The sequence below is a fragment of the Posidoniimonas polymericola genome, assembly GCF_007859935.1.
Taxonomy (GTDB): domain Bacteria; phylum Planctomycetota; class Planctomycetia; order Pirellulales; family Lacipirellulaceae; genus Posidoniimonas; species Posidoniimonas polymericola.
Genome location: NZ_SJPO01000007.1, coordinates 300,070 through 312,892, shown reverse-complemented (window position 1 = coordinate 312,892; position 12,823 = coordinate 300,070). Strand labels below are relative to the sequence as shown.

Below are 12,823 nucleotides of genomic sequence, written 5' to 3'. Positions count from 1 at the left end.
GGCAGATCTTGGGAAAGAGATGGACTCGAAAAGTGGATAGATTCGGGACGGGCCACCTGACGCGAACGCCCTGTTCGCATTGAGACCGCGTTTCTTGCCTTCATTACAATCAGGACGACGATGTCAAACCGCAAGTGGGACCTCTACCAATCACAGCGTCAATCAGGCTATGCCGAAGTTGAAGTTCCGGAGCTTCCCGACTTCTCCTTCCAGTTTGAACGGCTGTCGGGAGGGCTGTCGGACGGCGTCGATCTGCTTACCGTAAAGAACGGCAATCTCGCGATCAAAATCCTCCCTACCCGCGGGATGGGGATTTGGGACATGACCTATGACGGGACGCGTATCGGCTGGCAATCTCCAGTGCGAGGTCCGGTCCATCCGAACTACGTTAACCTTGCCGAGCCGAGCGGCCTCGCGTGGCTGGACGGGTTTGACGAGCTCCTGGTGCGGTGCGGCCTGCAAACCAACGGGGCGCCGGAGTTCTCCGAAGAGGGAGTGCTGCGTTACCCGCTGCATGGTCGCATCGCCAATCTGCCGGCGCGCCACCTCGAAATCGAAGCCGACCCAACAGCGGAATCGATCACCGTAACCGGGATCGTGGAAGAGACTAGGTTTCATTTCGCCAAACTCCGCCTTACAACCAAACTCACGACTCGACGCGGTCAAAAAGGATTTACGCTCTGCGATTCGATCGAGAACCTCTCGGAAAGTTCCACTAACGCCCAACTCCTCTACCATCTCAACATAGGACTACCGCTACTGCAAAGCGGCACTCGCATAGTGGCGCCCCTCGATACGGCGGCGCCTCGAGATGCATTTTCAGGCCAAACAATGGAAACCTGGGATCAGATTGGGCCAGCTGGCTCGATGCTGACGGAACAAGCCTATTACCTACGTCTGTTAACCGATCAGCATTCGCAATCCAGAGTTGTCTTGCAGGACGAGGCTGCCCAAAGCGGTGTGAGCCTCGGCTACGACGCGGGCTCGATGCCGTGTTTCACATTCTGGAAGAACCCCCGAGCAGCATCGGATGGCTACGTCGTAGGGCTTGAACCGGGAACCAACTACCCCAACCCGCATTCATTTGAGAAGGAGCAGGGCCGCACACATCGACTACCGCCATACGGAGCGGTGGTTTGCCAACTCTGCTTCGAGTACCTCGCAACGCCGTCGGACGTAGTATCAGCCGTCCGCACGATCAACCAGATACAGGGGGACCATCGCCCCAACATTCAAGATCAACCGGTGGCCGGCTGGAGTCCGACTGTTTAGTGAATTCTCAGCCGCTACAACAATCAACGCGTCCACAGCGTTCAGTGGAAAACTAGTCGCTCCGAAGCTCGACCCGTTCGCTATCGCGACTCGAAAAGTCACCGCCGATGGGTCGAGTATCCTGCCGGCGGTGGTGTTTTGGCAAGGTAAAATGGAGCTGACTTCTGGTATAATCAGCTCATGCCGGCAGAGCACGCAACCGCTGACGCCACCCGCCACAGCTTCTTCGAAAGCGTCGGAAGTCCTCTGCAATTGCTTGAACTTCTCGACCATTTGCCCGCGACCTACTTTTTCGCCAAGGACCTGCAGGGACGTTTCGTCCACATCAACGCAGCACTGCTCGAGGCGCTCGGCCTGTGCGACGAGCGGCTCGTGATTGGAAGAACCGATCACGACTTGTTCCTTCCCCAAGTCGCAGACAGGTACCGGAGCGCGGACGCCGCCATAATCGAAAGCGGCAATCCGCTCACCGACCACGTTTGTGCGGTTCCCAACGCCTCGGGGGTGTTGCGCTGGTACGTTGAGACAAAGATCCCGCTGCTGGACTCACGCGGCAGAACCGTGGGAGTCGCGGGCATGATGTACGACCTCGCGAAAGCGGGAGCCATGCTTGCACCCTACGAACGGCTCAACGAGGCGATCACGCACATCACGAATCACTATGAAGAAAAGATCACTCTGGAAAACCTTGCTGAACTCTCGCACTTGTCGGTCAGTCAGTTTAAGCGTGTGTTCAAACAGCTGTTCCGCCAGACCCCCGCGAAGTACGTCACTCATGTACGCATCAACGCCGCGTGCCTGATGCTCCGAGAGACGTCACTAACCTTAGAGTCGATTGCAGTCCGCACCGGCTTCTACGACGCGAGCCACTTCTCACGGCTGTTCAAGGCCGAGATGAATCAAACCCCCCGGTCATTTCGCGAACAAACAACACGAAGCGAAGCGCAAGGCTGACGCAAATCGCCGCGGCGGCGATGCCGAAGCTGGGCAAGCCTACCGTAGGCTATTGAGGCGCCGAAGAGCGGACGCGAGGGGCCCGACACCATTAAGTTTTTGACGCGTACGGCGCTTATTGTGGTAGGCGATGAATCCTCGAGAACGCAACTCGGGAAATCTTCGCACAGGAAAGCCAAGTTGCTTAAACGCTCGCGCCACACCGAACCGACAAGCCTCTCGAAGCACGTGTTCTACTACGCGCAGTCGAAAGAGAAGGGATCATGCTGGGCGCCTTCAACTATTGCGACAGCACCAGAATGGGCTAGCGATCTTCCCTGGCCCCACGCTGCGCCAGCTTGTCCGGCGTTATCCATACAGCCTGACCACCGTTGGGCTGCAGACGCATGCGCAACCGGTCCGCGGCCGCCACATTCCGGCTGTCGATCCGCACGTTGGTTGACGTCTTAGCGTCCGGGTCGTCCGAATAGATCCGTGCGCTAAAAACCTCTCCGGGGTTGAGGAAGTCGAGCGGCACATCAAGCACTCGTTCCTGCCCGTTGTTCAACGCCCCGACGAACCAGTCGGCTCCGTTGCGACGCGCCAGAACCGCGTACTCGCCGACTTCCGCAGTGATCACTCGGGTCTCGTCCCAGACGGTGGGAGTCTTGGCGAAGAACTCCAGTTCGGGGGTCTCCTCGATTGAGTGATTGTGCTTACCGGGAGGGCTAGGCGAAAGCGGCGTGTCGTACCAGAACATGAACTGCCATGGGGAGTAGGTGCACACCGCTTTGGCGAGCTGGTGGCCGTGCGTCCAGCGCTCTTTCACGCGGGGCGCGAAGTAGCAGATGGTGTGGTCCGCAGCGCCCGCTAGGTTTCGAGTGAATAGCGACATGATCGCCTGCTCGCTTTCAGGCGCTGCCTCGTCCCCACGCACGCCCTCCTGAGTCATCAAGTTCGGGTAAGTCCGAGAGTAGCCAGTAGGCCGGTACAGGTCGTGGATGTCCACCATTAGCTCGTGGTCGGCCGCCTTACGCACCGCCTCGTGCAACCATCGCGTCCATTCTTGAGAACCGGTGTTGACAAACCCGTACTTGACGCCGGCGAGCCCCCACTGCTTGTACAAGGGGAGGAGCTCGTCAAGCTGCGTCTCGAGCGCCCGGCGATTCACGTAGACGATCACACCGATATTGCGGTCCGCACCGTACTTGATCACGCGGTGCAGATCGAGCGGCCCGGTAGAACGGTTCGGGTCGACGGTAACCGTGGTTGCGTCGGAATCGTCGCTGTACTCGTGCCCGTACCAGCCGGCGTCGAATTCGATGTACTGGAGGTTGTGCTTCACGGCGAAGTCCACGCATGCGAGCCCCCCCTTGGTGGTGAGCGTGATCTCGCGGATTACCTTCCCCGGACGGATCCACGCTGGGTCCTTGATCTGGCATGGCTCGCTTAGGTTCAGAACGATGTCGTTGCTCTCGAGCAGTCGACCGGGGCTCTCGCCCACCATAACGACCCGCCACGGCGTTTCCAGATCGCCGTCCGCCACAACGCCGCCGGCCAGCGCCGTCACGAGCCCCGGCCCGCCCGAAGCGGGGCGTTTCAGCATCATCGCGGCGTAGTCCACCAACCTCGCTTCGGTGATCGCCGCGTACAGACTGCCGCCCACCTCGATAGTTAGGGGACGCTCGACTTCACCTTCGATACTGCCGAGTGCAATCGCCTCGTGGCGGCTCTGCGCCCGCGGAGTGCACCACACCGTGGCCTCCTCCGAGATCCGGAACTCGCTCCACTCTTCGGCAAGTTCAATCGGGGCCTGTTCGCCCGGAGCCCGGAGCGAAGTCTTGAATGCGACGCCCGCGTCGTAGCAACGAAAAACAAGCTGCATTTGGTAGCCGGTACCGCTGTCCCGAAGATCGAGCGTGACTTGGTTATAGTGATCCCGTACGGTGCTGCGTTCTCCGTAGATTGGTCGCCAGCTGCTGTCGTGAGATGCATGCTTCGGCGCCGATGCTTGTTCCAGGCTGCGTCCGACGACCGTTCCGTCGTTTAGCCGAAAAGCAATCGACGACTTGCCCACAACGGTTTCGCCGCGGAAGGACATACTGTACTCAACCACAGAATCGTCCGCGTGCTGCTGCAGCCCGACCTCAAGGCTGACGCGTCCATTGGGAGATTCGATGGACGACGCCGCGTACACCACGGGCGCCTTCGAGCCGGCGATCAGCAACGCAGCCAGGACGCCCCACAGCAGCCGCATACCGCAATGGCGATTGAGTTCAACAGTTGACAACATGGACATCTCTACCTTCGCGAGTTGAGTGGTCGATATACTTCTGCCGGGGTGACGGCGCAGCTTGGGGCGGATCGCGACAATCGCCGAGGACCCCCTCCGCTCGGGCGCGTCCGACCTAGGGTAGGTCGAATTCAATCAGATTCGTGCCGCCAACCACCGTCGCGGTGAGCCCTGATGTGGCCTGCGCCGAGTACTTTTCTGGCACGATCCATCGGGCCTTGGGGCCGGCTTTCGGCGGCGGGGCAGACTGTGAGATTTCTTCCGACAACGATTTAGGTGGAGGCGGCGCGTTGATCAGCTCCATTGCGCTGATGGTCACCTTGTGCCCGCCGAGCAGGGCGCCATCGCCGTTGCCAAATGTAGAGAGTTCGAACGCACCACCAGGCCCGAGTTTCCCAGTGGCGGGCCGCCCCCCAGCAACCGGGTAGAAGGAGACCGTGCCCTGCGTCACAGGAACGCCGTCGAACTGGACGACGCCAGACACGGGTGCGGTGCCGGGACCTTGGCCACAGCCAAGCAGCGTCAGCACGATGGCTGCCGGGCCCATCCAACGCAGCCGCCGTCCGCCTGAGCCCTCTGGCCACGCTTTGGGCATCTTTGCGGCAATTAAATTCTTCGTTTCGTTCACAGCGTTGCTTTGCTTTCCTGCGATAGCATTCAGGGCCCACTCTGGATGATCAGAGTCTACATCTCCTGTGGATCGATTAACTCGCCGCCCGCGTGCGTCGCGAGCACGTTGTAGGTGTCCTTGTCGATGGCCTCTTGCAAGAACCCTACGTGTCCGTCGATGAACACAAACTGCGCCCCGCCTGGGTGGTCACTGCTGAAGCAAGCGTCATTCTGTTGAATCGCTTCGGTTTGCGGGTTGGTTATGTGCGAGTTTATCGGATGCAGCGTGCTACGCAGGTGACGGTAGTGGTGCCCCGAGTAGTCTTTCGAGAAGTCCAACGCACAGGACCCACCATACCACCAAGCCCCCGGTCCCCCTTCGTTGCTTCCGTAGCCAGGACCGGCTCCGTAGCGGGTCGCGCTGATGCACTCCCCTACGGCGAACGTTTTGGTGGTGCCGTCGAGCACCTTTTTGAGCGGAACAACGACGCCCATATTGAACGGACCGTTCGACCACACGAATCCGCGCCCGGTGCTCGAGGCATTGGCGATTGGCTGTTTGTTGGGGTCGCGGGGGTGGTAGCCGATGCTCGTGTCCCCCGGTCCGCCGATCACGGGCGCGTAGTCGAGCCTCGGGAGGATCCCCGCCCAGGCCTCTGTGCTTGGGCAGACGTAAGTCGGGATACGGGTGTTGCCAACCGTGTTGCCGGTGTCCGAAGCGATCAGACCCCAGGCGCCGCCGTTCCCACCGCGGGCGTTGATCCGCTCCTGCAAGATGTCTGGCAGGATGCCGTCTTCCATGTAGGGCATGATCAAGATCGACATCGGGATCCCACGGCACTGGGAGCCAGAGCAGTATTCGGGGACCTTGACCTCAGACCCTGGGGGGAGCCTTGTAAAGGTGGTCTCGTAGTTCAAGATCCCCAGTCCGATCTGTTTGAGGTTATTCGAACACTGCGACCTTCTCGCCGCCTCACGCGCCGCCTGCACGGCGGGAAGAAGCAATGCGATTAGCACACCGATAATCGCGATGACTACTAGCAGCTCAACCAGTGTGAACCCCGCCAGGCCTCGAGCGCCGCTACGCGCGTGGGCTACGACTCGCTTCGACATGGACTTATCTCCCAAAGAACGGCTTCAATGTCTGTGAACGCTTGTCTCGACCGGCCACCGCACGCTCAAGAGCTGTCGGCGTGCGGCGGAGGACGGCCGCTGCGACTGCCCACCGCTAGCGGCCCCCACACTCCTACTTCACTCCAAACGCCCGACTCCGCATACAGCCAGCAACCGCACTCACCGCGAACGCCATGAGTCCGGCCGCCGCTGGCTCAGGCGTCGTGCTCGTGGTCCCAACCGTTCCGGCCCCGTAATCAGTCCCATAGTTGCTCTTCCAGAGATCGTAGTCGGCGTTGGTGATCCCGCCGCCATCGCCGTTGCCGTTGATCGCGGACTCGTCGGCGGCGCCGTCGTTGTCCCGCCAAAGGGTGTAGTCCGCGGCGTCAACCACGCCATCGGCGTTGAAGTCGCCCGGGCCGCTAGCCAGCACGCCGAGGTATTTCACGAACCCCGAGCGTTCCTGCTCACCTGCGCCGGCGAACAGGAACGAAAAGCTTAGGTTTGCCGCCAAGTCCTGCAGATTGCCGCCGGAGTCCCCGATCATTCCGAGGTCGTAGGACTGCCCGGCGGTAATGGAGATCCCCGCGGCGTTCTGGTCGACAGTAGGATCGAGCTCGCTGAGCGCGTCCCCGGTCAGCGTACTCGGGGGCTGGAATGCGCTCCCCCCCGCCTCGTCCCGCAGGCCGTTGAAGGAGCCGGCGTTTGTGTTCAGGATGCCCGCGGAGCCCGCGACGATGTTGTAGCCTACAAGCACTTGATCAAACGGCGACTCGTTTTCAATAAAAGCCGTGCCAGTAGCCAGGTTGACCGTGATGCCGATATTGTTGGTGTCACCGTCGCCAAAATACTCGACTACGCCAATCGAAGGCGAAGTGAAGTTGAGGTCGGCGTAAGTCAGTACGAGGTCGTCCACCTCGACGTCGAAGGCAAAGCCCTCGTTGAGAAACGCACCGGCAGGGTCGTAGAGGTTGCCCAGGTCGTAGGTGACGCCGCTATCAACCGCATTGAACGCCCCGGGGCTGGGGTTGAAGTTGTACTCAGAGATCGCACTAGCATCTGGGACGCCGGCGAGCTTCCAGTCGGCGTCGACGCCGCGGATGCCGGGGAAGGGATTCCCTAAGTCAAGCGTCCCATACTTCGAATCGACCGTGTAACCCGCAAGGCTAACCACGGTGCTGCTGGCGCCCGTTAGTTGCAGCGCGCCAGTCGCGCGGTTGACTCGGAGCACCAGATCCTGCGAGTGCCCGGTAGCGGCACACAGCATCCCCGCCGCTAACAGCATCGGAAGTGATGTTCTGACATTCATTTCGTGTATCACCTAGGAAGAAGATTCTTTCGGGAAGAGCGCGGATAAGTGAATCACGCGGCGACGGTTACCTTGCTCTCCGACGGGACGCAGAAAGCGGCCCCGTGGCTAGCACCAGCAGCAACGAAGAAGGCTCCGGAATCGGGAGAGAGAAGGTCGCCAACGCCTCGGCCGCCGCGGCCGCCGGCGCCGCGTCGAGCCAGACACGGAAGTCGTTCAGGTCAACTCGTTTGTTGCCGTTCAAGTCGCCCTGACTACGGGCAGTAGCCGCCAACCCCATGTTGTCCCGGATGATATTAAAGTCGGCGATCGTCACGCTTTCGTCTTGATTGACATCGCCCGGAAGAATAATCCCGGTCGCGTTGCCTGCGGCGTCGATGCCGCTTAGGCCGTTGCTGTAGAGTGTGGCGATGTCGGCGTCGGAGAGCGCTTCGCCGAACATGGCGAGGTCGTCTAGCAGCCCGGGGAATTCCCGCCCGCCGCAGCAGCTGTCCTCACCGATCAGCCAAGCACCGCTGGTGACAAGGTTGAAGACCTCGGTGTTCTCGACCACATTGGCTTGCTTGACGCCGTCCACGTAAATCACGCTCGCCGGCGGGATGGCGGGCGCCTCGGCGTCGACGTTGCCCCAAACCAGCGCGACATGGTGCCACTGGTTCCGCGTGATGCTTCCATCGTTTGAATCAACGCCGGAGCTGTGAACACGGGTGTCGATATGGTCGCCGCCCTCCCACGCGAGACCCCAGTCGCGGCCGGTCGCGACGCCGCTGATATTCTCGCTCGTGACGTCGCGGCTTTTGAAGATGCCCTTGTAGCCCGACGGGGCGTCGTCATCGACGTACATCCAGGCCGACACCGTAATGCCGACCCCAAGCTGCGGCGCGGTGAATGGCGTCGGCTCGATGCCGTCGATTTGAGGAATCGAAGGAATCAAGAAGTAGTCATCCGTTGCGCCGCGCAGGCTGACTGCCCCGCCGATGACGCCGCCCGTGTACGCCAAGCCATCGAAGCCAACGTTCTGCCAAACCCCGTCGTTCGCGTTGGCGCTGTCGATGGCGGTGACCACGCTGTAGTCGTCCACGCCCTGGTCAAAAGTATAGTGGGCGACGGGCGGGTTGAACGCCCAGGCCGACGGTGCGGACAACAGCCCGATAGCGAGCGCCACCGCGGCGACGCCAGCATTATTCCGGGAATACTTGGAGTAAATCATTTCGACGAACCTTGTTTCGATGAGCCTTGTTTCGATGAGTCGTTACAGAGGAGGCGCGGCCTTCGAATGATTCATTCATGCCGCACGCGACCGGCCACCAATAGGCCGGCTGCGAGCAGAAGCATCGCGGCGCCAGGCTCGGGAGCCTGAGTGCTGAACCCCAGCGCCTCGGCGTCTTTAGGGGCGAGCTTCCACTGCATGTAGTCGGCTAAGTCGACGAAGTTGTTGTTTACGAGGTCGCCCTCGATACGGAAGACTTTGGACTGCCCAAAGTTCGCGTCGATCACAGCAAAGTCTGCGCCGTTAACTAGCCCGTCGCCGGTAACGTCACCGGAGGTCTTTACGACAGAAAACTCTTCGTACACAGTGGCCGCGTCCAGCCCGACCAGCCCGTCGAAGTAGAGGTCGCGTGCCAGCTCTGGCGAGACGACTTCGTCCCACATTGCCAAGTCGTCGAGAGCTCCAGTCCAACCTCGTGTCGTTCCGCAGCAATCCACACCGCCAAGCCACCACTCACCGCTCTCCGTTATCATCCCGTCCACGCCAGTGTGGCTGACCGAGTTGACTAGCTCACCATCGAAGTAGAGCTTGGTCAGGCCCGTGCCCGCGCCTCCTGAGTCGTCGGTCCCGTCCCAGGTCATCAGCGCATGATGCCATCCGGGGTCACTCGTGAAGCTCCCGCCGTCGACCTGGCCGTTACCGCTGCTGATCCGCGCATCGATGTGGCCGCTCTCGGTGTTCATTCCCGCGGTGCGATTGCTGGCGCCTGTTTGATCCAGCCTGAGATTTCTTGTCCGGATCAGGCCGTTGTTGCCGTCGTTCTGGTTGGGGCCATCATTCTGGTTGAACCAGATCGAGATACTCAGCTCCGAACTGCCCACCATCTGGGGAATCGAAGCAATCGTAAAGTATTCCTGGAGGCTGTTGTCCTCGTCGTTTAGGCCGGTCGCACCGCCGATTAATCCCGGCTGCCAGCCGGGCGCAATATCGTCGGTCGCTACGTACGCGCCATTGTTCCCATTGACGCTGTCAACCGCTGTGGTGCCCGACGTCTCGTCTAATTTCCAATGACCAATCAGCACCGCTTCGGCGCTAGTGGCGGCAATGAGCAGCACGGCTAGGAACGCCGGTGCAAAGAAGGCAGCCTTCATCAAAACCCTCCAAGATGTAATGTGAGAAGCAGTGCAGTCGAGTGATGAGCTTGCGGCCCCTGAGCCAAATCAAATACTCGAGCGTAGGCACCCGGGCCCAGGCGTCCTCTCACGACGCGAGGTGGCGAAAAGAAAAACAGCGAAAAGCTAGTACCAAGAGGAGTTTACAGACATTCGTCTGGGTACTTAGGTCCGACCGTGCGCTATTTTCACTGTCATCGCGACATTTTTTTCCTGTGTCGGCTCCAACTCGCACGCGATAAATAACTTGCGGCAGGGCGGCGGTCGCGGCAACGTTCAAATCAGCAGTCGGCCCCGGCGTTTCCGCCCGCAACCGCCTGCTCGCCTCAATGCGGCTTAACGCATTCAGCCGGTGTGAAAAGAATTTCCGGTGAAAAGCCGGGGCGGGCGGACCTTAACCCTACGACGCCAGCGTGCTTCCAGGCGGAACACGGGAGGTCGCCAATCAGAATCCGAAATACTCTTCGCGAGAGGATGGATCGATGTCTGCGAAAGAAGAACTCTTTGCCGAGCTCTTCGGTGCGAACCAGCTCCGCTTGTTCGGGTACGTGCTCGGGCTCGTTCGCAACTCCGCCGACGCGCAGGATATCCTTCAGCAAACCGCGGTTACCGCTTGGCTGAAATTTGGCGATTTCGACACTGATGTCGGCGACGGCTGCGAGACTGCCGCGGCCACTCAAACCAATTTTTTCCGTTGGACCGCGACGATCGCTCGCCACGAGACCTTGAACTTCAAGCGGTACCGTCGCCGGAGTCGCGTCTACTTCGATCAGGAGTTGATGGAGCAACTCGGGCACACGATCTGCGAACTAACAAGCGATTCCAGCCTAGACCGCAGCAACGCACTCACAAACTGCCTGAATAAACTGCCCGACGGCGATAACAACCTAGTAGAGTGCCGCTACGCGCACGGACTAGGTTCGTTGCAGATCGCTGAGCTTCTGGGACGCTCGCAGTCGAGTGTCTGTAATTCTTTGCGACGCATCCGCGAGAACCTATTGCGATGCATGCAGAAGTCCCTTTCCGCCGAGTCCTAGCGTGAATGGCCCCAGCCACTACCCTTCGGTTCCCGCCAGCTTGCGTGCGCTAATCCACCGCAGCTTTGACGCCCCGTTGACGGACGTCGAGGTCACGGAACTCGAGGACGCGCTGAAGTCCAATCAGGACGCCCAGCGACTCTATTGCGAGCTGTCCTTGCTGGGCGCCGATCTGGTGGCCAGGAAGCAGGCGGCCAGTTTCTGCAAGGAAGTCCAGTCCGAGCTCCCCGACGCGGAGGTCTTGCCGCTGCCGCGACGCCGCAGCAGGACTAGCTCCCTCCGCCGTTTTATCCCACGCTCCGCCGCCGCCATGCTCGCCCTAGGGATTGGCCTTGGGGGTAGCGTTGGACTTATTGCCGCGACGCTTGGCTACCAGCAGAACGGTCCACGATTCTTCCCTCTCCCCTGGAAGTGGGAAGTCGAGAACGATGTGGTCGCGAAGATCGACGCCACCCACAACCTTGTCTGGCAAACCTCTGAGGCGCCCGAAACCCCGCCAACACGGGGCCTCCGGGGGGGCGACCAGATCCGCATCAGCGAAGGCTGGCTGAGGCTGGCCTACAAGAGTGGCGTGTCGCTCATGCTCCAGGGACCTGCCGTCTACGAGGTGCGGTCGGAACACGGTGGCAAACTCTTCGCGGGCACGTGTTCGGTAGTCGTGCCATCCGGCGCCTCCCCGCTCCATCTCGAGATCAACTCGGGACGCCTGCAGGTTGGACCTGGCTACGTGGGCATCTCGGATGCGGGATCGGCGGAAGGCCGCGCCGCAGCGGTGCACGTCTTCTCTGGAGCAACCTTCGGCTCGGCCGTTGTCCAGTACCGCGGGCTGGAAGGAGAACCGGTCGAGTTGGAGGATGGCGAGGCCGCTCTCCTAGGAGATTTTGGGCTTGTCGACCGGATTTCGCTGGCGACCGAGGAGCAGTTCCCACGAGACATCCCGGGCCAGCGTCCCGGACGTTACACCGGCGACAAGCTCTACCTGGGCAACCTGTTCGACGATGGCACGACAACCTCGCTCGCGGAGGCTATGGTCACCGATCAGTATCAGGCCGCGGCGGAGACGACCGACCTGGGGGTCGCTGCGGTGATCGATGGCGGGCTGGATGTCGACGTACGGTTAGCAGAAGACGGTGTGTGGTTCAACTTCGTGAGCGTCGGCGGCGGGGGCGCCGCGGTGCTCGGGCTGCCAGGGAACGACACCTACCGATCATTGCTGTCGGTGCCGATCCGCACGACAGGCGAGGATCAGCCAATCGTCCGCGTCTATGAGCTGACTGTCGAGGGCGCTACAGAGAAGATCGAAGAAGGCATCGGAATCTCTTCGAACGAGTTGCTGACGTTCGACCTCGATGAAGTCCGCAGGGCCGGTTCGCTGAGAGGCCGGGCGATGCGATTTGTCAGCGATCGGGCGGGCATAAACGATCGCGAAGCTCCGGCGTACAACAGCAGGAAGGACGCGCTTGCGAACCTTGTTGTCGTGGTGAGCACCGAGCACACGGTGCTGTCTGCCTACCTCAATGGAGTGGAGGTTCCGGTCGTAAAACGCGGTGAGGTGTTCAGCGTCGATGCCAGCAGCGGCCGGGCGGGCATGCCGGGGCTTCGCTACGACGGTCACTACGTTCGCTTCGACGCCCCGATCCCCGCGGAGGCAAGGTTCCTGACGCTGGTGTCCACCGACCTCGGAAAGACGCTTCATGACCACACCGTCTTCTCGGGAGCGCGACTCGAAATCGATCCAATCCCACCTAACCAAGCCGCCCGCTTGAGTCAGTAGAAGAATCTCGTCTCGAGATCGCGGCCAGGGATCGCAGTATTACCGGTCCAGTGCCAGCGGAGCGTCGTGAACCCGCCGTTTGCATTGAATCGTCGGGCGTT

General features: G+C 60.8%; 10 protein-coding genes. 4 read left to right on the top strand and 6 right to left on the bottom strand.

Features of this window, described 5'->3' with window-relative positions; all coding sequences use genetic code 11:
- The first annotated feature begins 120 nt into the window (after positions 1-120).
- Both Pla123a_RS15815 and Pla123a_RS15810 read left to right on the top strand, forming a co-directional pair.
- Positions 121-1,272 (top strand): aldose 1-epimerase family protein, encoded by a 1,152-nt coding sequence (locus Pla123a_RS15815; protein WP_146588667.1) that lies wholly within the window; start codon positions 121-123, stop codon positions 1,270-1,272.
- Between the two features lie 180 nt (positions 1,273-1,452).
- A complete protein-coding gene (locus Pla123a_RS15810) occupies positions 1,453-2,226 on the top strand; it encodes an AraC family transcriptional regulator (protein WP_146588665.1) in 774 nt (257 codons plus the stop codon).
- Between the two features lie 304 nt (positions 2,227-2,530).
- Here the strand turns inward: Pla123a_RS15810 and Pla123a_RS15805 are convergent, their stop codons facing one another.
- The 6 genes from Pla123a_RS15805 to Pla123a_RS15780 all read right to left on the bottom strand — a co-directional run bounded on the left by Pla123a_RS15805 (position 2,531) and on the right by Pla123a_RS15780 (position 9,890).
- On the bottom strand, positions 2,531-4,498 hold the full coding sequence (locus Pla123a_RS15805; protein ID WP_197528023.1) for a glycoside hydrolase family 97 protein: 1,968 nt from the start codon (positions 4,496-4,498) through the stop codon (positions 2,531-2,533).
- A 115-nt stretch (positions 4,499-4,613) separates the two neighbouring features.
- On the bottom strand, positions 4,614-5,126 hold the full coding sequence (locus tag Pla123a_RS15800; RefSeq protein WP_231956500.1) for a hypothetical protein: 513 nt from the start codon (positions 5,124-5,126) through the stop codon (positions 4,614-4,616).
- 56 nt (positions 5,127-5,182) lie between these two features.
- Positions 5,183-6,220, bottom strand: a complete 1,038-nt coding sequence (locus Pla123a_RS15795; RefSeq protein ID WP_146588752.1) for a DUF1559 domain-containing protein — start codon at positions 6,218-6,220, stop codon at positions 5,183-5,185.
- Positions 6,221-6,353: 133 nt separating this feature from the next.
- A complete protein-coding gene (locus Pla123a_RS15790) occupies positions 6,354-7,529 on the bottom strand; it encodes a hypothetical protein (RefSeq protein ID WP_146588663.1) in 1,176 nt (391 codons plus the stop codon).
- Between the two features lie 67 nt (positions 7,530-7,596).
- The gene (locus tag Pla123a_RS15785; RefSeq protein WP_146588661.1) at positions 7,597-8,739 is read right to left on the bottom strand and encodes a LamG-like jellyroll fold domain-containing protein; all 1,143 of its coding nucleotides are present in this window, start codon (positions 8,737-8,739) and stop codon (positions 7,597-7,599) included.
- Positions 8,740-8,810: 71 nt separating this feature from the next.
- Complete coding sequence (locus Pla123a_RS15780) at positions 8,811-9,890, bottom strand: LamG domain-containing protein (RefSeq protein ID WP_146588659.1); 1,080 nt, start codon at positions 9,888-9,890, stop codon at positions 8,811-8,813.
- 503 nt (positions 9,891-10,393) lie between these two features.
- Between Pla123a_RS15780 and Pla123a_RS15775 the strand changes: the two genes are divergently transcribed.
- Together Pla123a_RS15775 and Pla123a_RS15770 are read left to right on the top strand one after the other, a co-directional pair.
- Entirely contained in the window at positions 10,394-10,948 is a 555-nt protein-coding gene (locus tag Pla123a_RS15775) for a sigma-70 family RNA polymerase sigma factor (protein ID WP_146588657.1), read from the top strand.
- A gap of 40 nt (positions 10,949-10,988) precedes the next feature.
- Complete coding sequence (locus Pla123a_RS15770; RefSeq protein ID WP_146588655.1) at positions 10,989-12,722, top strand: hypothetical protein; 1,734 nt, start codon at positions 10,989-10,991, stop codon at positions 12,720-12,722.
- Positions 12,723-12,823: the final 101 nt, after the last annotated feature.

Excerpts from the sequence above, each read along its gene's own strand:
- Pla123a_RS15815 (WP_146588667.1), top strand. The coding sequence starts at position 121 with ATGTCAAACCGCAAGTGGGACCTCTACCAATCACAGCGTCAATCAGGC.
- Pla123a_RS15810 (WP_146588665.1), top strand. The coding sequence starts at position 1,453 with ATGCCGGCAGAGCACGCAACCGCTGACGCCACCCGCCACAGCTTCTTC.
- Pla123a_RS15805 (WP_197528023.1), bottom strand. The coding sequence starts at position 4,498 with ATGTTGTCAACTGTTGAACTCAATCGCCATTGCGGTATGCGGCTGCTG.
- Pla123a_RS15795 (WP_146588752.1), bottom strand. The coding sequence starts at position 6,220 with ATGTCGAAGCGAGTCGTAGCCCACGCGCGTAGCGGCGCTCGAGGCCTG.
- Pla123a_RS15790 (WP_146588663.1), bottom strand. The coding sequence starts at position 7,529 with ATGAATGTCAGAACATCACTTCCGATGCTGTTAGCGGCGGGGATGCTG.
- Pla123a_RS15785 (WP_146588661.1), bottom strand. The coding sequence starts at position 8,739 with ATGATTTACTCCAAGTATTCCCGGAATAATGCTGGCGTCGCCGCGGTG.
- Pla123a_RS15780 (WP_146588659.1), bottom strand. The coding sequence starts at position 9,890 with ATGAAGGCTGCCTTCTTTGCACCGGCGTTCCTAGCCGTGCTGCTCATT.
- Pla123a_RS15775 (WP_146588657.1), top strand. The coding sequence starts at position 10,394 with ATGTCTGCGAAAGAAGAACTCTTTGCCGAGCTCTTCGGTGCGAACCAG.